The sequence below is a fragment of the Anaerotruncus sp. 1XD42-93 genome (assembly GCF_009917605.1).
Taxonomy (GTDB): domain Bacteria; phylum Bacillota; class Clostridia; order Oscillospirales; family Ruminococcaceae; genus Anaerotruncus.
Genome location: NZ_QZEG01000005.1, coordinates 1 through 22,352, shown reverse-complemented (window position 1 = coordinate 22,352; position 22,352 = coordinate 1). Strand labels below are relative to the sequence as shown.

The following is a 22,352-nucleotide window of genomic DNA, read 5'->3' as shown; positions in this document are numbered from 1 at the left end:
GGAGCTGACCCATGAAAGTCAGACAGGGCTCTTTGTGGTGCCATGGCACCACAAAGCCGCACGTCGTGCGGCTGCCAAAATATACTTTCCGGCACAGATTTGATGCAAAAATGAGGTGCTGTTGAAAAACCCCCGAAACGCCAAGCTTCGGGGGTTTGTAAAATCAGCGTTTGGAGAACTGAGGCGCACGACGTGCGGCTTTGAGGCCGTATTTCTTACGCTCTTTCATACGAGGATCGCGGGTGAGGAAACCGGCTTTTTTGAGGATAGGACGCATCTCTTCGCCGTTCTGGAGCAGGGCGCGGGAGATGCCATGGCGGATTGCACCCGCCTGACCCGAAACACCGCCGCCTGCAACGGTACAGACAACATCAAACTTGCCGATTGTATCGGTGAGATTGAGGGGCTGGCGGACGATCAATTTCAGGGTCTCGAGACCGAAATAATCGTCGATGTCACGACCGTTGATGGTAATTGCACCGGTACCGGGATACAGGCGCACGCGGGAAACCGACTGTTTTCTTCTGCCGGTGCCATAGAAATAAGGCTTGGACTCGTACATTTAAAATACCCCTTTCCTTACAGTTCCCATGCCTGCGGCTGCTGCGCGGCATGTTTGTGCTCGGCGCCCTGGAAGACCCGGCATCTGGTGAGCGCTTTGCGTCCGATCACGGTATCGGGCAGCATCCCTTTGACTGCGAGGAGCATTGCTTTTTCGGGCTTCTCCTTCATCAGGGTGCTGTACTTGACCTCTTTCAGGCCGCCGACCCAACCACTGTGGTGGTAGTATTTTTTCTGATCGAGCTTTTTGCCGGTGAGCACCGCCTTCTCGACATTGACGATGACCACATGGTCGCCGCAGTCACAGTGAGGTGCAAACTCGGGTTTATGTTTTCCGCGCAGGATCATTGCGGCAGTGGCTGCCGTACGTCCCAGCGGCTTGTCAGCAGCATCGAGAATATACCACTTACGGGTAATTTCAGCTACTTTAGGCATTGTAGTAGACATACCGTTTCCTCCAAAATCATTCAATACTATCTAAAATCCATTAGACGACTTTCGTATTATACCCCGCCAAAACCTGCCTGTCAACCCCTTTTGGGCAAAAATTTAATTTAGAAATCATCTGCTTCGATTTTCCCGCTTTTTCTCTCAAATACGCCGGAATACTCCGGATAAAAATCACATTTTTGAAACCACAGCGGCGGAGGCCCTGCCCCTCGTCCCCGCTGCCTTTGAAAAGGAGGACGAAACTTTTGGTTTTTGATAGAGCGGGGCAGATTCACACCACCTGGAACAGATAAAATTTCAGGTAATTCGTTTCCGGGACATTCCACAGGATCGGGTGGTCGGGCGACTGCTGGCGCGCCTCGATCTGCCGCAGGCTGACACAGGCATCCCGCGCTGCCGATCCGAGCATCTTCAGAAACAGCTCCTCGGTCATAAAGTGGGAGCAGGAGCAGGTTGCGAGATAGCCCCCGCGCGGGAGCAGCTTCATAGCGCGCAGGTTGATCTCCTTGTAACCGCGGGACGCGCCGTCCACCGTCCTGCGGGACTTGGTGAATGCAGGCGGGTCGAGGATGATGAAATCATACCGTTCCCCGGAATCGGACGCGAGCGCAGGCAGCAGGTCGAACACATTCGCAGCCGTGAACGACATCCGACCCTCCAATCCGTTTGTCCGGGCGTTCTCCTCCGCAAGCGCGACCGCACTTTCTGAAATATCAACCGCCCGGACAAACGCGGCCCCACCCTGCGCTGCATTGAGCGCAAACGAACCGGTGTGGGTAAAACAGTCGAGCACCCGTTTGCCGTTTGCAATCCGGGCGACCGCCTGCCGGTTATACTTCTGATCGAGAAAAAAACCGGTTTTCTGCCCGTTCTCAAAATCCACCGCATAGGAGACCCCGTTTTCCACAATCTCGGTGCGGGCAGTGGAAAACCCGTCCGGAGCCTGAAACCAGCCCTTACCCTGTTCCAGCCCCTCCAGCTCGCGGATCGCAACGTCATTGCGCTCGTAGATGCCGCGGATACGCTGCCCGTCCTCCCGCAAAATCTCAAGCAGGAGCGGGAAGAGGGTTTCTTTGAGCCGCTCGATCCCGAGCGAAAGGGTCTGGGTGACCAGCACATCCGAGAACCGGTCAACAGTCAGGCCGGGGAAAAAATCCGCTTCGCCGAAGATAAGGCGGCAGCATCCAAGGTCGCCGCCCATGACCGTTTTACGGTACTCCCACGCATGGCGCAGGCGGCGTTCCCAGAACGCCCGGTCAAACCGGTCGTTTGCGTTGCGGGAAACCAGCCGGATGCGGATTTTGGACCGCTCACTGAGAAACCCGGTGCCCAGATATTTCCCTTTTATGCTGACGACATCGACCAGCCCGCCATTTTCAACGCCGTTCTCCGCCGAGACGACCTCGGTGTCATAGACCCACGGATGGCCATTTTCGATGCTCCGTTCGGCCTTCGCGGTCACAGTGGCCTTGGCAAATACTCTTGTCTGCTTCATGGATTCTCCTTATTTGTCCTTTTTAACCACACAGATCGAAAGCTCGTCCAGGCTCTTCTGGTCAACCGGCGTCGGGCACATGGTCATCAGTTCGCTGGCGTTCTGGACCTTCGGGAAGGCGATCACGTCGCGGATCGACTCTTTTTCGAGCATCAGCATGACCAGCCGGTCCAGCCCGTATGCCATGCCGCCGTGTGGCGGTGCGCCGTACTGGAACGCCTCAATCAGGAAGCCGAACCGTTCCTGTACCGTCGCGTCGTCCAGGCCCAGCGCGCGGAACATCCGCGCCTGCAAATCCGGGTCATTGATCCGGATCGAGCCGCCGCCCACTTCACAGCCGTTCAGCACCATGTCATAGGCCCGCGCCTTGCAGGCGCCGGGATCACTCTCGAGCTTGTCGAGGTCGGCGAACGCAGGATGGGTGAACGGATGGTGTTTCGCGGCATAACGGCCCTCTTCCTCGCTGTACTCAAAGAGCGGGAAGTCGGTCACCCAGAGGAAGTGGAACACCCCTTTGGGGATCAGGCCCAGCCGCTCCGCAATCTCACACCGCAGTGCGCCCAGGCTGTCATAGACCGTCTGGTTGTCCGGATCGGCGACAATCAGCAGCACATCACCCGTCTGTGCGTCCAGCCGCGCCCGGATCGCCTGTTTTTCCTCCTCACTCAGGAATTTTTCGTAGGAGGAGGTCTCCGACTCGGCGGTCAAGCGGGTGTAGGCCAGCCCTTTGGCGCGGTAGGTTTTGACAAACTCCACCAGCTTGTCGATCTCCTTGCGGGTGAGTTTGTCCGCACCGCCCTTGACGTTGATCGCGCGGACGCTTCCTGTCCCGAGCGCGCCCGCGAACACCTTAAACCCGCAGTTTTGCAGCAGATCGGAGAGGTCCACCAGCTCCAGCCCGAACCGGGTGTCCGGCTTATCCGAACCGAACCGGTCCATCGCCTCCTGATACGGCATCCGCTGGAAGGGGGTCTGCACCTCCACCCCAAGCGCCTCCTGGAATACCCGCTTCATGAACCCTTCGTTGACCGTCATCACGTCGTCCTCATCCACAAACGACATCTCCAGGTCGATCTGGGTAAATTCCGGCTGACGGTCGGCGCGCAGGTCCTCGTCGCGGAAGCACCGCGCAACCTGCATATACCGGTCGTAGCCCGAAAGCATGAGAAGCTGTTTATACTGCTGCGGGGACTGCGGGAGCGCATAGAACGAGCCGGGCTGTACCCGGGAAGGGACAAGGTAGTCCCGCGCGCCCTCGGGGGTGGATTTAATCAGAATTGGGGTTTCGATCTCGAGGAACCCATTCTCATCGTAGTAGTCGCGCGCCAGTTTGACAATCTTATGCCGCATCTGCATCGTGCGCTGCATCTCGCCGCGCCGCAGGTCGAGGTACCGGTATTTCAGCCGCAGTTCCTCATTGACCCTGGTGGTCTCGGTGATCTCAAACGGCGGGGTCGCGCTCCGGCCGAGAATCCGCAGGTCCTCGACATAAAGTTCAATTTCGCCGGTGGGGATCTTTTTGTTGACCGACTCCCGCCGCCGGATGGTGCCTTTTGCCATCAGCACAAATTCCGCACGCGGGGTCTGTGCCTTGGCGCGCAGCTCCGGATCGGTCTGGTCGTCGAACGCCAGCTGTAGGATGCCAGTGCGGTCGCGCAGGTCGATGAAAACCAGCATCCCCTTGTCATGCACCTTCTGTACCCATCCGCAGGCTACCGCCTGTTTGCCGATGTCATCTACTGTAAATTCTCCGCAGTATTTGGTCCGTTTCAGCCCTTGCATTGTATCCATTTTGTATATCTCCTTACTTTATTTCCTATTCGTATTCTACTATTTCATCAATTGTGTTATGGTAGATGTATTGCACCAGCGCTTCCTGATCGAGGGCGACTTCGGTAATCTCACCTTTATCCATCCGCTTGATCCGTACCTTTCCGGCCTCGATCTCGTTGTCCCCAAGGATGCAGCTAAACTTCGCGCCGAGCTTGTCCGCATACTTCATCTGGGCTTTCACCGACCGTCCCACCGCGTCGCACTCGACATAGAATCCCTCTTCCCGGAGGGCCGCAGTCAAACCGGCGGCTTTCTGCTGTGCGGCGTCCCCGATGCTGCCGATATACATGGTGCATTTCTGCTCGGGCGCAAAGCCGCAGCCCTGCTGTTCCATGACCAGGAGCAGCCGTTCCAGGCCCATTGCGAACCCGACCGACGGGGTCGGCTGTCCGCCCAGCAGTTCGATCAGCCCGTCGTACCGGCCACCGCCGCAGACGGTTCCCTGTGCGCCGATCCCGGTTGTGACAAACTCAAAAACGGTGCGGGTGTAGTAGTCCAGCCCGCGTACGATCGTCGGGTTGACGGTGTAGGCGATGCCCATGGCATCAAGGTTGCCTTTCAATCCCTCGAAATGGGCGCGGCAGTCATCGCAGATGTAGTCGAGGACCACCGGCGCACCCTTTGCAATCTCGGCGCAGGCGGGGTTTTTGCAGTCCAGAATCCGCATCGGGTTTTTCTCCAGACGCCCCTTGCAGGTATCACAGAGCTGGTCCTTGTGCGCGGCGAAGTATTCCCGCAGCGCTTTGTGGTACTCGGCGCGGCAGGTCGGGCAGCCGATCGAGTTCAGCTCGAGTGCAAGCCCTTCGATCCCCAGCGCGTCAAAAATTGCCTTGGCCAGCGCGATCACCTGCGCATCTGCGGCGTAGGAGCCCGCCCCCGCCATCTCGACGCCAAACTGATGGAACTCCCGCAGCCGGCCCGCCTGCGGCTTCTCGTAGCGGAAGCAGCTGATAAGATAGCTCGCCTTGAGCGGGAGCGCATCGTTGAGCAGGCCGTTTTGCAGGATCGCGCGCATCGCGCCCGCCGTCCCTTCGGGGCGCAGGGTAATCGACCGTCCTCCCTTGTCCTCGAAGGTATACATCTCCTTCTGTACCACATCGGTGGTATCCCCCACCGACCGGTTGAACAGCTCGGTATGCTCGAAGACCGGGAACCGGATTTCCCGGAACCCGTGGAGACGCGCAATGTCCAGCGCCATCTGTTCGATATACTGCCATTTGTAGCTCTGCGACGGCAGGACATCCTGTGTCCCACGCGGCGCATTTGTGATGATTGCCATTTGTCAAAATCCTCCTTATGGACTGAAAAATCAAAAAGCCAAAAGTTTTACTCGATTTTTTTCAAAAAATCGCGGTTTCCAAAGGCAGGGCCTTTGGCCGCTCGCCGCACTGTGAGCCAAGCGAAGCGTTTCGGAGAACAACCGCTGAATGCGGCTCTTGGCGCGGAGGTCGAGCGGTATGCGTTATCCTGAAAAATCATGTTCCATATAAAAACCCCCGTCTCAGGATACAGCGGATGCCGTATACAGGGACGAGGAGTTTCCACGTGGTGCCACCCTTGTTTGGCCATACCGGTCCGGTACAGCCCTTTCGGACCCTTTAACGCAGGGATACGCGCCGTTCTGCGGCGGGCTGGACGGGTGTCCTTCCCCGGGGATATCCGGCGTATGCGCGTCTCAGCCATGCGCGCACTCTCTGTCCGCCCCCCCTCGGGTACTCTTCCTGTTTGAACGCCTTTTTCTGTCTGGAATTTTTGCCGGCAGGGCCTTGCTTGCCGATAGCCCTAATACCGCTTGCTGGGATTGACGATGTTGCGCCAATCGAGGTCTCCGCGCTCGAGCGCATGGATCAGTGCTTCAGCGGTTGCGATGTTGGTTGCGACAGGGATGTTGTGTACGTCGCAGAGTCTGAGCAGTCCGGCTTCGTCCGGTTCTCCTGGGTTGGAGCGGATCGGATCACGAAAATAGAGCAGCAGGTCGATTTCATTGCAGGAGATGCGGGACGCGATCTGCTGGTCCCCACCCTGCCGGCCTGAGAGGAACCGGAACACCTCCAGACCTGTTGCATCTCCGACCAGCTTTCCAGTGGTACCGGTCGCGCAGATGCTGTGCCTGCTGAACACGCCGCAATAAGCGATGCAGAACTGTACCATCAGTTCTTTTTTTGAATCATGTGCGATCAGGGCAATGTTCATTTGCGAATTACCTCCTCTTCCGGTTTTGGTACAGTGCAAAACGGTAAAATTGACTAAAACGCCAACCTTACTGTAGTGTCAAATTTATTATAGCACCTACTGAATCAACAAATCAATATAGTTGCCGAGGATTCTCTGTGCAAAATTATAAAACACATTTTTAGAGGTATTAGACAAAAAAGTAGGGGTTATTGCTATCTGCGCCAGTGTTTTGTCATACGGCACCACCGCGATCAGCTGGGCGCAGACCTGGTCGATCATCCAATCGAGGTCGGGTACCGGCCTCTGCCGGACAAAGTCCGCCGTAAGCTGGTTGACACAGAGCCGGATGTCCTCCAGGCCACACCGGTAAAGCAGGTCGGAAACGACCCGCCCATCCCGGACGCTGACCTGATCCGGGGTCGAGACGATCACCGCGCGGTCAGCCGGTTCCGCATAGGCAGAAAGCTCCTGGGGACGGGTCCCGTCGATATCCACCAGTACAAAATCAAAATGCGCGTCCAGCGCGTCGATCAGCTCACCGCAAAGCGCAGGCCCAAGCGGCTCCGCGCCCCCAACCGGTGCACAAATCAGCTGCAGCCGGCCGGTCTCCCCCAGTTGCAGCAGCGCGTCATCCAGGCTGCACCGGCCTCCCGCCGCATCCGAGAGGTCAAACACCACCTGATCCGGTACCCCAAACAGCACATCAAGCGACCGTCGGGACGCCTCGAGCAGCAGCACCTGCTTCTCGAGCGAAGCCAACGCCGCACCCAGGCAGCCGCAGACCACCGATTTGCCGACCCCGCCCTTTCCGGACGTAATCAGGATCACCTCTGCCATCCGGCTCCCTCCTTCCTACTGTAATTCCTCTCAACCGGTGTTTTACGGCAGCAGCCGCACATAGTTCACCTCATCCGACGAACGGCCTTTTGTCGAAAAATAAGCATCGAAAATATCTTTTGCGACCGGCGCACCGGTGTAACCATGCCAGCCCTTCTCGATAATCACACAGACTGCGATCTCCGGGTCCTCGGCGGGCGCGTAAGCGATGAAGGTCGAGTTTGGATAGGCAGCGGTCTCGGGCGTACCGGTCTTGGAGGCAACAGTGAGTTCATAGAGCCCCTCCCCGAAGATGCTGCGCGCGGTACCGATCCGGGAAGCCGCGATCATCCCATCCCGGATGGTGTCGAACGCCTCGTCCGCTTCGATCGTCTCGACCACTTTTGGCTCGTGCTCATAGACCACCTTGTCAAAAGTGTACGACCGCACCGACTTCAAAATCGAAACCTCCATCCGTTTGCCGTTGTTGGCCAAAGTCGCCGCGTAGTTGGCGAGCTGTAGGGGGGAAAGCAGGGTGTCCATCTGCCCGATCGAGGTCTGAAGCACGTCACCCGGCTGCCAGTCCCGGTCACCCAGCTGATGAATCCGGGCTTTCAATTCCGGAGAGGATATACGTCCTGTATATTCCTGAAGTTCTATTCCAGTTGGTAGTCCGAGGCCAAGCCGGTTGGCATATTCGACAATCTTCTCAATCCCCAGTTCCCAGCCGGTATCATAGAAAAAAATGTTGCAGGACCAGCGCAGCGCGTCAATCACATTGATATGGCCATGCAGGTCCAGGCAGCGGGGCTGGTAATCGCGGAAACGGGTGTATATCTGCCCGCAGTAAACCTCGCTGGACGAGGTGATAACCTCCTCATTCAGTCCCGCAAGCGCGACCACGGGTTTGAAAATCGAACCAGGGGTGTACTGCCCATCGAGCGCGCGGTTGAGCAGGCGGGGAGGCTTGGACTGCGCGAGCATGGTATAGTCCTTCTGGAAGTTTTGCAGGTTATAGGACGGGTAGCTCGCCAGCACAAGCGGTTCGCCGGTTTTGACGTCGATCACCGCAACCGCACCCGCGTCTGCCTCGTGGCCCTCTCCCTCGGGATAGGTTATCAGGTCCGCCTGCATCGAAAGAATCTTTCGCTCAAGGGAATCCTGTGCCACCTTCTGGAGCTGGGAGTCGATCGTCAGCACTACCGTATTGCCCGGCACTGCCTCCTTGGTGTCCACCACATCGACCACCTGGTTTTGTGCGTTGAGCAGCACCTGACGTTCGCCATCCTCCCCCTTGAGGTAGTATTCAAACGCCTGCTCCGCGCCCGAGTTGCCGATTACATCGTTCATCGCATATTTACGCCCGCCGATTTCAGCATAGGTCACGCCATTGACCAGCTCGGCCCCGTCCTTGATCGCCTCGTCCCACTGCTCCTTATAGATTTTACCAATCTGACCGATAATATGCGGCGCCACGTCGCCGCTGACATACTGGCGGATTGTGCTCTCCTTGACATCGACACCAGGGATGTCGAAGCTGCGTTCCTTGATCTTGGGGACCGTCTCGATCTTGATATTGGTGGCAAAGGTGTACGGATTGTTATAGTTGAAGTTGGTCCGCTCCATCTCATACCGTACCCCCGCAATTTTACGGAACTCCTCGTCGGTATAGGGGATAGGGTTGTCCTCGCTCCCATGCGCCTCCAGGTCGTACCGGTCTTTCAGCCAGTAAACTACGTCATCCGGGGTAGCGTTTTCGTTCAGCCCCAGCGAACGTTTGAGGGTCGAGATGGCGGGTGCGTAACTTTCCCCCTCATAAAAGCGGAACGGCGGCTGCCGGGTCAGCGGCAGGTTGTCGATCCATCCTTCATCCGCTTCCTCCATGATCCGGATCAGCTTGAGCACCACCTCATTGGTGCTGCCCGGGACGAGGAACGCGCGGTCGATCACCACATCCCGCCCGATCGTGTTCATGGCCAGCGGACGGCCGTTCCGGTCGATGATCTCCCCGCGCGCTGCCTTGATCGTCTGGGTGGAGGACCATCCCTCGTCGATCATCTGGGCATACATCTCCCCTTCAACCACCTGCACCTGCATCAGCCGCAGGGAATAGAGCAGCAAAACCAGGACAACTGCCGCACCAAGGATGGCAAGGCGGACAGTGCGCGCTTTCAGATGCATGGACAACTTCCTTTCTTCCGGCGGCGGGGGCTTTGCCCCTCGACCCCACCACCTTTGAAAAGGTGGACGAAACGTTTGATTTGAAACAGGCTTGGGATGGAAACATAAAACCGCCTGATCGTTCCTAAAAACAATCGCTAGCTTTCGAGCTTCTGCTGGAAAAAGCGGTAGAGCCTCTCATAAAGCAGGTAGACCAGCGGTGCCATAACCAGCGAATAGGCGATACCGGGCAAAATCCTGTAGGCCAGCACCATCCAGACGTTTTCATATCCCCACATCAGGAAATTGAGCAGATAGTCGAGCAGGCCGCGGGCGAGCAGCACTGCGGCAAGCAGCAACAGAAAATTAAGCAGACCCGGCTGGAGCAGATAGATCGTGAGAAGGCCGCACGCCACCCCTGCAATCAGCAGAAGGATAGCGTTCAAACCGAAAAGATTGAATCCGCCGAGGTCACAGAGTATCCCGACGAAGGCCCCGTAAAGCCCGCCCAGAAACTCCCCTTCGCGCATAGCGATGCAGACCGCCGCTGGGATGACAAAATTGGGTTTTATCTCTAGGACTGTCAAAAATCCGGGGGTTGTTTGCAATACAAAAAGGAGGATTATAAATATAATATACGAAAAGTATTTTGCAGCGAAGATCGGTTTTTTATTCGTCATCAGCGGGGACCTCCTGCCCGGCGAATGATTTGATTACCATAACGCTGGTGAGCGAGCGGATATCTGCCGCCGGTTCGATGACCGCAAAGAGGGAAATTTCCCCCTTTTCATAGGCGATCTCGGCGATCCTGCCAATCACGATGTCCTGTGGGAAGATGCTTCCCCCGCTTGTGACGACAAGATCCCCTGCATTCGCGCCGCTCTCCCGCTGGAGATAGGCGAGCTTGCATCTCCCAAGCCCTGCGAGGTCAACCGCCCCGGTTACGATGCCGGTGTCGCGGGTGCGGTTGTCGTAAGCGCCAACATTGACCGACGGGTCGAGGATGGTCAGCACCTTGGCCCAGTTTAACCCAACCTCCTTGACCCGCCCGACCAGCCCGGCGGAGGTCAGGACGGTATCATTCGGGGAAACCCCGTCCAGCGTGCCTTTGTCGATCGTGAATGAGTAAAACCGGTCGTTGGGGTCGCGGGCAGTGACCGACGCAGGCTCAAATTCGAAATCGGGGTTGCGCTCCTTGATCTCCAGAAACCCTTTCAGGTTTTCGTTTTCCTCGCGGTAGTTTTCGAGTTCAACCAGCTGCTGGCGCAGCTCATTGACCTCGATTTGCAGCCGCTCATTCTCCTCGGCGGTCTGCCACGCCTCAATATAGCGCACGAAATAGTCCCCCGCAAGCCTGGAGAGCGAGGAGGACACCCTCTGCAAAGGCGTGACAACCACACCCGCTGCCTGCGGGAGGATCGGCGCGACACCGCCAGTCCATGCGGCCCGCAGCATAAAAAATACCAGCAGGATCAGCACACCCAATAATATTTTAAATCTGATACTTTTAAAGAAATCTTCCAAAACGACGAACCTTTCTCCGGCCTTTCCTGCACCGCAGGCTCAGGGCCTGCTGCATATCGCCTCTTTTCTCGTAAAAAGCCCCCTCCTGCCGCTCGTCGGGCGGCAATCCACCTGAAAAAGCGCTTCGATCTGAAGAAGGATCCAGGAAGCCGATAGGCGTTGTTTTGGTCCGGAATCCAAAACAACATACGCTCCCATGAGGAGCAGCGGATACCGCGGCCCCAGGACAGGGGCCTCCTGCGGCGGCTGGCCTCGAAACACTGCGGCCCGCGGGCCGGATGAGAATCCAAAAAACAACAGGTATTTGGGGCGTCAGGGCTTCAAAAGCATAGGCGCACCCACGGCTCCCTTTTCCAGGCTGCGAAACCGGCGCTTAATAATTCGGGGTGCCCTCCGAAAGCAGCTCGTGGAGCTGTTCGATGCTTTCAAGCACCTTGCCGGTGCCCTTGGCCACGCAGTCAAGCGGGTCTTCCCCGATATAGACCGGCATCCCGGTTTCCTTTTCGATCAGCTTGTCCAGGCCGCGCAGAAGCGCGCCGCCGCCGGTCAGGGTAATGCCATGGTCGATGATATCTGCCGAAAGCTCGGGCGGGGTGCGCTCAAGGGTGATCCGGATCGCCTCCATCACGAGTGCGAGCGGGTCTGCAAGCGCCTCCCGGATCTCTTCCGAGGTGATCATGATGTTTTTGGGCAGCCCATCCCCCAGGTCGCGCCCCTTGATATTCATGCTCGCTTCCCCTTCAAACGGGAACGCCGAACCGATCTGCACCTTGATGTCCTCGGCTGTACGCTCACCGATCAGCAGGTTGTACTTGCGCTTGACATACTGGATGATCGCGGAGTCGAGCGCATCGCCGCCGATGCGAACCGAACGGGCCGCAACAATGCCGCCCAGCGAGATCACCGCAACCTCGCTGGTGCCGCCGCCGATATCGACAACCATGCTCCCGCTCGCCTCGGCAACCGGAAGGCCGGCCCCGATCGCCGCAGCCATCGGTTCCTCGATGATCCAGACATGCTTTGCACCCGCCTTAAACGCCGCTTCACGCACCGCCCTGCGTTCAACCTCGGTGACCCCGGAGGGGATGCAGATAATCACCCGCGGACGGGCAAAAATCGAGTTGTTGAACACCCGCTTAATGAAAATCTGGAGCATGGAAGCGGTGATATCAAAGTCAGCGATTACGCCATCCTTGAGCGGACGCACTGCAACAATGCTGCCGGGGGTACGTCCGATGACCTCTTTGGCCTCCTGACCAACATAGCGGACGGTATCTGTACGGGTGTCGACCGCCACGACCGACGGCTCCCGCATAATAATCCCCTTTCCCTTGCGGAAAACCAATGTATTCGCTGTACCCAGATCAATTCCAATATCCTTTGTAAACAAACCAAACATCGCTCCTATCCCCTTTAAATTCTTATAATCAAGCCCAGTCGGGAAGGATCGCTTTGATCCTCCGCCCCTGCTCCGGATTTCCCAGCCAGCGGACGCCCTGCGTCCTGCGCCTCCTGAAAAGCGCATTGGCTATCTCTCAAAACACAGCCCCGCTTGTTCTCGGACTGTACCGTCTGTCACCGATCGGACCCAATCCGACCTGATCTGCCATGCAGATATTATACCTTTTCCCGCGCGATAGAACAACCGGTGAAATGTTAATATTCCCGAAGTTTCGACCATTTTTATTTGGTAAATTGCATAATCTGGCGGTATAATTCATTGACCGGAAGCCCCATTACGTTGAAAAAGTCCTCCCGGACCCCCCGGATAAACCGCGCGCCATACCCCTGGATGCCATAGGCCCCCGCCTTGTCGAACGGTTCTCCGGTTGAGAGGTACCAGCGGATTTCCTCCTCGGTGAGCGGGGAAAATTCCACATCGGTGACACAGTGAAACCGGTTTGTCCGCTCTCCTTCAAGCAGTGCGACCCCGGTATAGACCTGATGCACCCGCCCCGAAAGAAGCCGGAGCATTCTTGCCGCATCCTCCCTTCCGGTTGGCTTTCCCAAAACCACTGAACCCAGTGTCACAAGGGTGTCCGCCGCGATTACCAGTGCGTCCGGCTCGGCCCCGGCAACCGCCTGCCCTTTGCGCAGGGCAAGCAGCTCGACCGCCCGCCCCAGCGATACCCCTTCCGGGAGTGTTTCGTCCACATCCGACGCCTGTACCTCAAACTGGGGAAACAACAGGCCCATCAGCTCTTTGCGGCGGGGGGACTTGGACGCAAGTATGATCCGTTTATCGCTCATTGTCTTCATGCTGCATCCACCCCATCGCCTTGACCGTATATCTATAGCCGAAAAAGGCAGCAATCAGGCAAAGCAGATGCGCCACCGTAATCCCGACTTCCAATCCAAACGCAACCTTGATGACCGAAAGGTCGATCACCATCGGGTTTTCAACCGAAAGCCCGATGCTTTTGCCGAACGCAAGCCAAGCCAGCGCCGGGACCTGTGTTGCAGCCGCAGCCAGCAGCGCGCCTACCACTACGGCTGCCACAAGATAAAACCCAAACAACAGCATCTTTCTCATCACAAACCGCCCCCTCTGCTCATCTTCCTGTTGATCCAAACCCGCCGCTGCCGCGGACGCTCTCCTCCAGCGTGCGGCATTCTTCAATCTGCGGGAGCGCAACCGGCAGCAGCACAAGCTGTGCCATCCGATCCCCCGGCTGGACGGTAAACGGCTGTTCCGCGTGGTTATAAAGCGCGACCAATACCTCGCCGCGATAGTCGCTGTCGATTACCCCGACACAGTTGGCCGGCACGATCCCATGCCGCACCCCCAGCCCGCTCCGGGCAAATATAAACCCTGCGAACCCGGGCGCAATCTGCATCGAAAGCCCGGTGGGGATGGTCACCGTCTGCCCGGGAAGGATCACTTCGGGCGCGTCCAGATCAGCGTAGAGGTCATAACCCGCGCTGCCCTCTGTCGCAGGCGATGGGAGCCGCGACGAGGGGCGCAGGCGTATCAGTTTGAGATTCCCTGGATAGTGCATAGTTCTTTTCTGTCTCCTTCAATCCTGTTCAAGTCGTTTGTGTGTGTCCCCTATAAAATGGTCTTGTAGAGCAGCCCCCGGGTAAACTTCCCGGGATAAGCGTCCCCGGTGCGGTACCCGTCGAGCACCCGCTGGCATTCCACCGCGTCCTCGGTCGTGAACCGCAGGGTGTAAAACCCCAGCCCGCTCAGCTCGTCCAGCCGGTCGCCCATGTAAAGCGGCACCGGATTATAAAGCTCGGTCATCCCGTAGTCGCAGGACGCATACAGACGGTTTCCCTTGCGGTCGGTGACGAAATTTTCACCTTCCCCGCACCGCCTGCATCCGGCAGAAACCCGTACCGGACAGTTCCGGACGGTCATCAGCGGCAGCCTTCCATAAGCGGTAAGCCCGAGCGGGAGCGGATGACGCAGCCGTCTGGCTGCGTCAAGGCTCAACTCGAACGAAAGCTCCAGATCGGCAAGCCCCATCCGGGCGAGCGCGGCGACCGTCTCCGAATTGGCAGCGTTGAAGAACGCCTCCCCATGCAGGACAAACCCGCATCCGGATGCAATCTCCAGGCTCCCCAGATTGCCCGCCCCGGCATGACGCACCCCGTATTCCCGCAGCTCGGCAAGCTGACTGCGGAGCGTGTCCTGCCCTTCAAAAAGGATATGAGGCAGCCCGGCGCAGAGCCTGTCCACCAGTGGTTCCGGCACCTGACCCGCCCGAAACAGCGCCACCAGCTCAGGGACCGGCAGGGTGACCAGCCCGGCCTCCCGCCAGAGCGGTTCCGAAAGCTGCTCTTTCCGGTTGAGCCGGACGCGCAAAGCGGGGATGGACGGTACCGCAGCCTCCGGAGCCGCGGGCAGCTCGATGCCCGACGGGTCGAACGGGACCGTCCGCGCCCTGCCGCGCAGCCCATCCAGCCGGGAGAGCGCCTCCCGGCGGAGCGCATTGATGGCTGCGGCGGGCAGCATCAGCCCCGGCCCGATCGCGCAGCTGACCCGCTCTACCCGGTAGGGGGTTCCGCCCGTTTTGGATAGGCTGGCCTCCGCACGTTCGGGGCTGGTCGGCTTGTTGAGAGCGGCCTGCGGGGATTCCCCCTCGACACGGACTGTGTTCCCATCGCAGTCGGCCACCGACAGGACCGACGGCTCCCCCGCCTGCATGGAAAAATCCAGCCCAATCCCGACCTTCTGCACCTGCCTGCGGGGATCGGTGTAGAGGGTCTCGAGCCGCCCAAGCACCCCGGCCGCTGCGGTTACATCCTCCTTGCCCCGGATACCAAACATATCGAGGCTCCGGACGCCCGTATAATAACCATCTGTAAATCCGCTTCTGGAAAATACCGACTGCAATCCCTCAAGATCAATCGGACGCCCTTCGAGCGCATCCCGGCAGGCGGTGACCGCCGCCGCGACATACTCCGGACGCTTCATCCGCCCCTCGATCTTGACCGAACGCACCCCCAGCGCTTCCAGCTCGCCGATCCGCTCGATCAGGCTCATATCCTTGAGCGAAAGCGCGTGGCTGCTCGCGCGGGTCTCAAACCCGAGTCGGCAGGGCTGGGCGCAAAGCCCGCGGTTGCCGCTGCGCTGCCCCAGCACCGAGGAAAGGTAGCACTGCCCCGAAACGCACATACAGAGCGCCCCGTGAACAAACACCTCGACCTCGAGAGAGGTTGCGCGGACAATCTGTTCGATCTCCTGTCTGGAGCACTCGCGGGCGAGCACCACCCGCGAGAAGCCGAGCTGTTCCAACCGGCGGGCACCCTCGGGGTTGTGGACCGCCATCTGGGTGGACGCATTCAGCCGCAGGCCGGGACAGCAGCGCCGCAGCAGAGCGGCAGCGCCCAGGTCTTGTACGATCGCCGCATCCACGCCCGCCTCGCAGGCGGCGCGGGCGACCTCCACCAGCATGGGGAGCTCCTGCTCCAACAGGATGATATTCAGCGTCAGATAGACCTTCAGACCCCGGATATGGCAGTATTGGACCGTTTCCGCAAGGTTCTCCCGCGTAAAATTTGCCGCATTGCGGCGGGCGTTGAGCACATCAATCCCGAGATAGACCGCGTCCGCACCGCAGGCCGCCGCCGCGCGCAGGCTCTCCGGACTCCCGGCCGGGGCAAGTATCTCGATCCGGCTCATGCTTTTGGGTCCTTGATCTGGCCTTTGGTTTCCTTGCCGCTGAGCTGGCGGCGCAGGTGGGCATTTTCCCGCCTGACTTCGTCCAGCTCGATCCGCGCCTTGGCCGCATCTTCGAGATACTCCGAAATCTGCGTGCGCATCCGGTCGGCGTTTTCCTCGCTGCGTTTGTAGGCGTCGATATAGTTGATCGCGCAGAGCACCATGATGTCGTTGAACGAGATCGTGCTGTTTTTATCGCGTATCTCGCTAACCGCCCCGTTCAGCTCATCCGCCAGCTTTTGTACATACTCCTCCGGCTCTACGGTATTGATCGTATAGTTCACCCCGTTGACGGTGATTCTTACGCTGTTGATCCCATTCATCCTGTTTGCTCCTCCATTGCTCTTTTTGCAGAAGGGGCTGCCTGAAAAGCCGGAACCACCGCCTTTTCTGCACAAGGCGGCTTCTGGCGCGGCGGCGAACTGCCCGGAGCCCATCCGGTATCCCGGTATTTCTCTTCGCAGCCTTCCATCGTTCTGCGAAAAATCCGCCAACCCCTTTGTTATCTCTAAAACCAAAACACTGAAAAACAATCGGTTGTTTTTTAGTGGCAGGCCAAATCCGTCCGCACGCACTACATACCTGATGACGATGATAACAGGCCCTGTCCGCACTGGGAAGTTGCGTCCTCCCCCTTTTCCCCCATTATAATACATTTTTCTGTGTGAAAAAAGAGGGCTTCTTAAAATTTTCATCTTTCTTTGGGGCTTGTCCTTCCGAAAACAACCTGTAAATCAGAGAAAAACGCCCGTTTTTTACCAGATCTATACTTGCAAGATCTGCGTTTTTGCAGTATAATATAGCTATTGTCTGATTTTATGCAAACGAAATCCTCGAACTGACAGGAGGCTACCAAAATGGAAACGAAAGACCAGTACAGCGCTTCCACTCTGAAAAAGCTGATTCTTGACACGATCAAGAATGAAATGCTCATTGAACCGGAGCTCGCTTCTGATGACGCCTACTATGAAGCGGTCTGCCGGGTGATCCGTCGGATTCTCACCGAACGGTATAAGGTATTTAACGCGCACGCCAACTCTGTCGCCACCAAGAAGGTCTATTATATGAGCATGGAGTTCCTGATGGGACGTTCGCTCAAAAACAGCCTTTACAACCTCGGCATTCAGGATGAAATGTCCGAAGCGCTCAAGCAGCTCGACGTGGACATCGCGCAGATCTTCGAGCTGGAGCCGGACGCCGGCCTTGGCAACGGCGGCCTGGGGCGGCTTGCAGCCTGCTACCTCGACTCGATGGCCACCGAGAACCTCTCGGCAATGGGGTATTCGCTCCTCTACGAATTCGGCATCTTCAAGCAGCGGATCATCGACGGCTGGCAGACCGAAACCCCGGACTATTGGCTGCCGGGCGGTTCGGTCTGGCTGACCAGCAAACCCGACCGTACGGTCCCGGTACATTTCGGGGGCCGGATCGAGGAGGGCTGGCAGGACGGCCACCACACGATCAACCATGTGGATTACCAGACGATCTACGCGGTTCCGTATGATATGTACGTCCCCGGCTTCCAGGGCGAGGGCGTGGCGATTCTGCGTCTTTGGAAGGCCCAAAGCCCGGGGTTCGACATGGAGTCGTTCAACCGGGGCGACTATATCAACGCGATGGGTGCGGCTTCCGCGGCTGAGGCGATCTCCAAGGTGCTCTACCCGAACGACAACCACATGGAAGGCAAGATGCTGCGCCTGAAACAGCAGTATTTCCTGGTTGCGGCCTCGATTTCAGATATCATCCGCCGGCACATCACCCTCTATGGCACCCTTGACAACCTTGGCGCAAAGAACGCCATCCAGATCAACGACACCCATCCCGCGCTTGCAGTCCCCGAGCTGATGCGGGTGCTGCTCGACGACTGCGGGTTCAGCTGGGACGAGGCGTGGGATGTTGTTACCCGCACCTTTGCCTATACCAACCACACGGTCATGCCCGAGGCGCTTGAGAAGTGGAACGAGGACATCTTCCGCAACCTGCTGCCCAGAATCTACCAGATTGTCTGTGAGATCGACCGCCGGTTCTGCGAGGACCTGCGCCAGAAATCCTACGATCAGTATGACATCGACCGGATGCGTATTGTTTACGATTTCCAGGTGCGGATGGCCAACCTTTCGGTGATCGCGTCCCACAGCGTCAACGGCGTATCCAAGCTGCATTCGCAGATCATCAAGGACAGTGTGTTCCAGGATTACTATCAGCTCACCCCTTACAAATTCAAGAACGTTACCAACGGCATCTCCTCCCGCCGGTGGCTCTACCAATCCAACCCCGGCCTGACCAACCTGCTCTATGAGACGATCGGCAAAGGCTGGCTGCGGGATATGTCCCAGCTCAAGGAGTTCGAACGGTATGCCTCCGATAAATCGGTGCTCGAGAAGCTCGCCGCCATCAAGCTCGAAAACAAACAGCGGCTGGCCAAACATGTGCTGGATACCACCGGGATCGCTCTGAACACCGATTCGATCTTTGATGTACAGGTCAAGCGGCTGCATGAATATAAACGCCAGCACCTCAATGCGCTGCATATCCTCCATCAGTACCTCTGGCTGAAGGACCATCCGAACGCCGACTTTGTGCCCAAAACCTACATCTTTGGTGCGAAGGCCGCCCCGGGCTACTTCCTGGCCAAACAGATCATCAAATTCATCTGTACCCTGCGCGATGTCATCGAGGCGGATGCGGCGGTGCGCGACAAGCTGCGGATCGTATTCCTCGAGAACTATTGTGTCACCATCTCGGAGCTGCTGATGCCTGCATCCGAAATTTCGGAACAGATCTCGCTGGCAGGCACCGAGGCGAGTGGTACCGGCAATATGAAGCTAATGCTCAACGGCGCAATCACCATCGGCACCTATGACGGCGCAAACGTCGAAATCGGCGACTGCGTGGGCAAGGACAATATCCTGATCTTCGGCCTGACCACGTCCGAAGCCGCCCGTATGAAACAGAATGGCTACAGCCCGAATATCTACTATCAGAATAACTATGACATCCGCCGGGCGATCGACATGCTCATGAGCGGATTTAACGGGCAGCAGTTCCCCAATATCGCAAACTCCCTGCGGTACGATGACCCCTACATGGTTTTGGCCGACTTTGATTCCTACCGCAACATTCAGGAGCGCGCCTCCGCCATCTATACCGACACGCAGGCGTGGCAGCGGATGTCGCTTTATAACATTGCGAACTCCGGGTTCTTCTGTGCCGACCGCGCGATTCAGGACTATATGCGTGAAATCTGGCATCTGTAAAAATATCCGGCGGCAGGGTTGGCCTGCCGCCGGTTTCCCCACGCCCTCCCTTACGGGTGGGCGCTCTTTCTCTAAAAAGGAGCTGATAATTTGCTTCCATCCATGTTTGACAGCCGCGACCCCAGATGTAAAACCCCGTTTGGCGCGGTCCCAACTGACGAGATCGTCACCTTCCGCGTTTTTCTGCCCATCTCCTCCCAGCTGGATGCTCCCTGCCTGCTGATGTTCAAAGCCGACCAGTGGGATTGCCCCGAGCGGGTCCCGATGGTTTTTTCGGGAAGCGACGGTGTGGTCAACACCTACCGCTGCGACTTCAAATCCTCGAATCCGCAGCTCTATTTCTATCGGTTTGAAGTCTCCGGCATAAATGGGCAGGCGCGGATCGTCCGGGACCCTGACGGTTTTGGCCGACTTGCCCTACATGGGGATGACATGTGGCAGCTCACCGTCTACGACCGGAACCTCAAAACCCCCGATTTCCTGAAATCCGGGGTGATGTACCAGATTTTCCCTGACCGGTTCTGTAAATCCGCCAAGGAGAAACAAAATGTGCCTTCCGACCGCTGGATACACCAGAACTGGTACGAACTGCCCGAATACCTCCCGAATCAGAATGGAGAGGTCACCAATTCGGACTATTTTGGCGGCGACCTCGCGGGAATTGCCGAAAAACTCCCCTATCTGCGCTCGCTCGGCGTGACCTGTCTCTACCTCAACCCCATCTTTGAAGCCCACTCCAACCATCGGTACAACACCGCCGATTTCGAGAAGATCGACCCGCTCCTAGGGGATGAGGAGGACCTGCAGGCCCTCTGTGCCCAGGCCAAAAAGATGGGAATTGCGGTCATCATCGACGGTGTGTTCAACCACACCGGCAGCGACAGCATCTATTTCAACCGCAACCGCCGCTATGGGGATGGGGGCGCATACAACGATTACAACAGCCCCTACCACAGCTGGTATGAGTTTACCCAGTGGCCCCAGTACAACTCCTGGTGGGGATTTGAAACGCTGCCCAACCTAAACGAGCGGGACCCCTCCTACAGCGAGTTTATCTGCGGGGAAAATGGCGTCCTTCGCAGATGGCTGAATCTGGGGATTTCCGGCTACCGCCTGGATGTTGCGGATGAGCTGCCGGACGAATTCCTGGATAAAATCTGCGCCAGCATCAAGGGATTTGACCCGGAGGCCGCTGTCATCGGGGAAGTCTGGGAGGATGCAAGCAACAAGTCGGCGTACGGCGTGCGCCGGCGGTATCTGCTCGGCCATCAGCTCGACTCGGTCATGAACTACCCGTTCCGGGACGCAATCCTCAATTATATCCGCAACGGCGACAGCAACCACCTCCATCATACGATCCTGAGTATCCTTGAGCACTACCCCAAGCCGGTACTTGATGTGTTAATGACCTCGCTTTCGACCCATGACGTCGAACGGGCGATCACTGTGCTCGGCGGGGAACCGATCGGACGCAACGACCGCATCTGGCAGGGGCACAACAACACGCTGAACGAGTGGCAGTACGACCTTGGCAAAAAACTATTCCGGCTCGCTTCGATCATCCAGTATATGCTGCCGGGAATCCCCTGCCTCTATTACGGGGATGAGGCAGGGCTTTATGGTTATAAAGATCCGTTCAACCGCACCTGTTATCCTTGGGGGCGGGAGGACAAGGAGCTGATCGAAACCTTCCGCACGCTGGGGAAAATCCGGACCGAATATCCGGCGCTTTCGTCCGGCGGTTACCGGGCCGTTTCGTTCACGCAGGATGCTGTTTCCTTTGTCCGGGACTGCGAGGACTGCTCGTTCTATGTTGCGGTGAACCGCACCCATCGCCCGGTTGCAATCCCTCTGCCGGGAGAGTTCGAGCGTTCTGCACGAGTCCTGTTCGGCGGCCTTGATGGCAATCTGCTCGCCCCTTACGGCTATGTCATCCTTGTCAGCGAATCCTGCCCCCCTGACCTTTAAAATTTTGCCGGGTATCTTGATTGAAATCCTGGCCTTTTTCCAAAAACATCGGTGCCTATCCTGCGTGGAATCGGCGCCGATGTTGCTTTTTTATATGCCCTTCCCGGCCCCATGCATCCTCCCGCTTTTTCTGCGCAAACTATTCCTGGAGGGATGTTTATGCCTTTGGTCGATATTCGTAACCTGTCTAAAGTCTACCGCACCGGGGCCGAAGAGGTCCACGCGCTCGGGGGTGTTTCCCTCCGGGTTGAAGCGGGCGAATTTGTCGCTATCGTTGGGCAGTCCGGCTCTGGGAAGTCCACCCTGATGAATATGCTCGGCTGCCTCGACCTTCCCGACAGCGGGGAATACCTGCTGGACGGTGAGGACGTCTCCCATATCCCGGAAACCGCCCTCGCCCGGATTCGCAACCGCCGGATTGGCTTTATCTTTCAGGGCTTTAACCTGATCCCCAGCCTGAATGCGCTGGAAAATGTCGAGCTTCCTCTGATCTACCGCGGCATACCTGCGCGGCAAAGGCGGGAGCTTGCCCGTTCTGCATTGGAACAGGTCGGCATCGGCCACCGCATCAGGCATCGGCCCGGCCAGCTTTCGGGTGGCCAACAGCAGCGGGTCGCGATTGCCCGCGCCATCGCCGCACGTCCACCCATCCTGCTTGCCGATGAGCCCACCGGGAACCTCGATTCTGCTTCGGGCGCAGAAGTCATGGGAATCCTGCGGGCGCTGCACGCCGACGGGCGGACGATCATCCTGATCACGCACGATGACCGGATCGCCCACACCGCACAGCATCTGGTCCGGATGATCGACGGGACGGTTGCAGAGGACCGCTACCTTTCCCCCGGTGCCTAAGAACCTGTTCGGCATTTTATTGGTGCAAGGGGGCTTTTTCACTTGCAAAAAGCCCCCTCTTGCCGCTTCGCGGCAATTCACCCGAAAAACGCGC

19 protein-coding genes are annotated in these 22,352 nt (G+C 57.8%); 3 read left to right on the top strand and 16 right to left on the bottom strand.

Going from position 1 to position 22,352, the window contains the following annotated elements:
• Window positions 1-163 precede the first annotated feature (163 nt).
• The 16 genes from rpsI to D5269_RS03090 form a co-directional block, all read right to left on the bottom strand.
• Window positions 164-562, bottom strand: a complete 399-nt coding sequence (rpsI, locus tag D5269_RS03165; protein WP_016317662.1) for a 30S ribosomal protein S9 — start codon at window positions 560-562, stop codon at window positions 164-166.
• A 17-nt stretch (window positions 563-579) separates the two neighbouring features.
• On the bottom strand, window positions 580-1,008 hold the full coding sequence (gene rplM / locus D5269_RS03160; RefSeq protein ID WP_016317661.1) for a 50S ribosomal protein L13: 429 nt from the start codon (window positions 1,006-1,008) through the stop codon (window positions 580-582).
• Window positions 1,009-1,282: 274 nt separating this feature from the next.
• On the bottom strand, window positions 1,283-2,506 hold the full coding sequence (locus D5269_RS03155) for a class I SAM-dependent rRNA methyltransferase (RefSeq protein ID WP_016317660.1): 1,224 nt from the start codon (window positions 2,504-2,506) through the stop codon (window positions 1,283-1,285).
• 9 nt (window positions 2,507-2,515) lie between these two features.
• Window positions 2,516-4,297: an aspartate--tRNA ligase gene (aspS, locus tag D5269_RS03150; protein ID WP_016317659.1), complete on the bottom strand. Its 1,782-nt coding sequence runs from the start codon at window positions 4,295-4,297 to the stop codon at window positions 2,516-2,518.
• Window positions 4,298-4,322: 25 nt separating this feature from the next.
• Window positions 4,323-5,618, bottom strand: coding sequence for a histidine--tRNA ligase (gene hisS, locus D5269_RS03145; protein ID WP_120482638.1), 1,296 nt, complete (start codon window positions 5,616-5,618; stop codon window positions 4,323-4,325).
• A gap of 503 nt (window positions 5,619-6,121) precedes the next feature.
• Window positions 6,122-6,532 (bottom strand): methylglyoxal synthase, encoded by a 411-nt coding sequence (gene mgsA, locus D5269_RS03140; protein WP_016317657.1) that lies wholly within the window; start codon window positions 6,530-6,532, stop codon window positions 6,122-6,124.
• A gap of 96 nt (window positions 6,533-6,628) precedes the next feature.
• Window positions 6,629-7,351, bottom strand: coding sequence for a P-loop NTPase (locus D5269_RS03135; protein ID WP_120482642.1), 723 nt, complete (start codon window positions 7,349-7,351; stop codon window positions 6,629-6,631).
• Window positions 7,352-7,393: 42 nt separating this feature from the next.
• A complete protein-coding gene (locus D5269_RS03130; protein ID WP_120482644.1) occupies window positions 7,394-9,511 on the bottom strand; it encodes a penicillin-binding transpeptidase domain-containing protein in 2,118 nt (705 codons plus the stop codon).
• Window positions 9,512-9,648: 137 nt separating this feature from the next.
• Window positions 9,649-10,170 (bottom strand): rod shape-determining protein MreD, encoded by a 522-nt coding sequence (gene mreD, locus D5269_RS03125; protein ID WP_016317654.1) that lies wholly within the window; start codon window positions 10,168-10,170, stop codon window positions 9,649-9,651.
• Entirely contained in the window at window positions 10,160-11,014 is an 855-nt protein-coding gene (gene mreC / locus D5269_RS03120) for a rod shape-determining protein MreC (RefSeq protein ID WP_016317653.1), read from the bottom strand. Before mreC ends, mreD begins: the two co-directional genes overlap by 11 nt.
• A 373-nt stretch (window positions 11,015-11,387) precedes the next feature.
• The gene (locus D5269_RS03115; protein WP_031220009.1) at window positions 11,388-12,404 is read right to left on the bottom strand and encodes a rod shape-determining protein; all 1,017 of its coding nucleotides are present in this window, start codon (window positions 12,402-12,404) and stop codon (window positions 11,388-11,390) included.
• A gap of 293 nt (window positions 12,405-12,697) precedes the next feature.
• On the bottom strand, window positions 12,698-13,273 hold the full coding sequence (locus tag D5269_RS03110) for a Maf family protein (RefSeq protein WP_243126574.1): 576 nt from the start codon (window positions 13,271-13,273) through the stop codon (window positions 12,698-12,700).
• Window positions 13,254-13,547, bottom strand: coding sequence for a DUF4321 domain-containing protein (locus D5269_RS03105; protein WP_120482646.1), 294 nt, complete (start codon window positions 13,545-13,547; stop codon window positions 13,254-13,256). The genes D5269_RS03110 and D5269_RS03105 overlap by 20 nt, the downstream gene beginning before the upstream one ends.
• Before the next feature lie 19 nt (window positions 13,548-13,566).
• Window positions 13,567-14,013: a dUTP diphosphatase gene (gene dut, locus D5269_RS03100; protein ID WP_016317649.1), complete on the bottom strand. Its 447-nt coding sequence runs from the start codon at window positions 14,011-14,013 to the stop codon at window positions 13,567-13,569.
• 50 nt (window positions 14,014-14,063) lie between these two features.
• Window positions 14,064-16,142, bottom strand: a complete 2,079-nt coding sequence (locus tag D5269_RS03095) for a U32 family peptidase (RefSeq protein WP_120482649.1) — start codon at window positions 16,140-16,142, stop codon at window positions 14,064-14,066.
• Entirely contained in the window at window positions 16,139-16,504 is a 366-nt protein-coding gene (locus D5269_RS03090; RefSeq protein ID WP_016317647.1) for a cell division protein ZapA, read from the bottom strand. The genes D5269_RS03095 and D5269_RS03090 overlap by 4 nt, the downstream gene beginning before the upstream one ends.
• Window positions 16,505-17,038: 534 nt before the next feature.
• Between D5269_RS03090 and D5269_RS03085 the strand changes: the two genes are divergently transcribed.
• The 3 genes from D5269_RS03085 (at window position 17,039) to D5269_RS03075 (ending at window position 22,258) form a co-directional block, all read left to right on the top strand.
• Entirely contained in the window at window positions 17,039-19,438 is a 2,400-nt protein-coding gene (locus tag D5269_RS03085) for a glycogen/starch/alpha-glucan phosphorylase (RefSeq protein ID WP_016317646.1), read from the top strand.
• Between the two features lie 90 nt (window positions 19,439-19,528).
• The gene (locus D5269_RS03080) at window positions 19,529-21,406 is read left to right on the top strand and encodes an alpha-amylase family glycosyl hydrolase (protein WP_161910930.1); all 1,878 of its coding nucleotides are present in this window, start codon (window positions 19,529-19,531) and stop codon (window positions 21,404-21,406) included.
• 159 nt (window positions 21,407-21,565) lie between these two features.
• Window positions 21,566-22,258, top strand: a complete 693-nt coding sequence (locus tag D5269_RS03075) for an ATP-binding cassette domain-containing protein (RefSeq protein WP_016317644.1) — start codon at window positions 21,566-21,568, stop codon at window positions 22,256-22,258.
• Window positions 22,259-22,352: the final 94 nt, after the last annotated feature.

Bases quoted from the DNA above. Each gene is read 5' to 3' on its own strand.
- rpsI (WP_016317662.1), bottom strand. From the start codon at position 562: ATGTACGAGTCCAAGCCTTATTTCTATGGCACCGGCAGAAGAAAACAG.
- rplM (WP_016317661.1), bottom strand. From the start codon at position 1,008: ATGTCTACTACAATGCCTAAAGTAGCTGAAATTACCCGTAAGTGGTAT.
- D5269_RS03155 (WP_016317660.1), bottom strand. From the start codon at position 2,506: ATGAAGCAGACAAGAGTATTTGCCAAGGCCACTGTGACCGCGAAGGCC.
- aspS (WP_016317659.1), bottom strand. From the start codon at position 4,297: ATGGATACAATGCAAGGGCTGAAACGGACCAAATACTGCGGAGAATTT.
- hisS (WP_120482638.1), bottom strand. From the start codon at position 5,618: ATGGCAATCATCACAAATGCGCCGCGTGGGACACAGGATGTCCTGCCG.
- mgsA (WP_016317657.1), bottom strand. From the start codon at position 6,532: ATGAACATTGCCCTGATCGCACATGATTCAAAAAAAGAACTGATGGTA.
- D5269_RS03135 (WP_120482642.1), bottom strand. From the start codon at position 7,351: ATGGCAGAGGTGATCCTGATTACGTCCGGAAAGGGCGGGGTCGGCAAA.
- D5269_RS03130 (WP_120482644.1), bottom strand. From the start codon at position 9,511: ATGCATCTGAAAGCGCGCACTGTCCGCCTTGCCATCCTTGGTGCGGCA.
- mreD (WP_016317654.1), bottom strand. From the start codon at position 10,170: ATGACGAATAAAAAACCGATCTTCGCTGCAAAATACTTTTCGTATATT.
- D5269_RS03110 (WP_243126574.1), bottom strand. From the start codon at position 13,273: ATGAAGACAATGAGCGATAAACGGATCATACTTGCGTCCAAGTCCCCC.
- D5269_RS03105 (WP_120482646.1), bottom strand. From the start codon at position 13,547: ATGAGAAAGATGCTGTTGTTTGGGTTTTATCTTGTGGCAGCCGTAGTG.
- dut (WP_016317649.1), bottom strand. From the start codon at position 14,013: ATGCACTATCCAGGGAATCTCAAACTGATACGCCTGCGCCCCTCGTCG.
- D5269_RS03095 (WP_120482649.1), bottom strand. From the start codon at position 16,142: ATGAGCCGGATCGAGATACTTGCCCCGGCCGGGAGTCCGGAGAGCCTG.
- D5269_RS03090 (WP_016317647.1), bottom strand. From the start codon at position 16,504: ATGAATGGGATCAACAGCGTAAGAATCACCGTCAACGGGGTGAACTAT.
- D5269_RS03085 (WP_016317646.1), top strand. From the start codon at position 17,039: ATGGAAACGAAAGACCAGTACAGCGCTTCCACTCTGAAAAAGCTGATT.
- D5269_RS03075 (WP_016317644.1), top strand. From the start codon at position 21,566: ATGCCTTTGGTCGATATTCGTAACCTGTCTAAAGTCTACCGCACCGGG.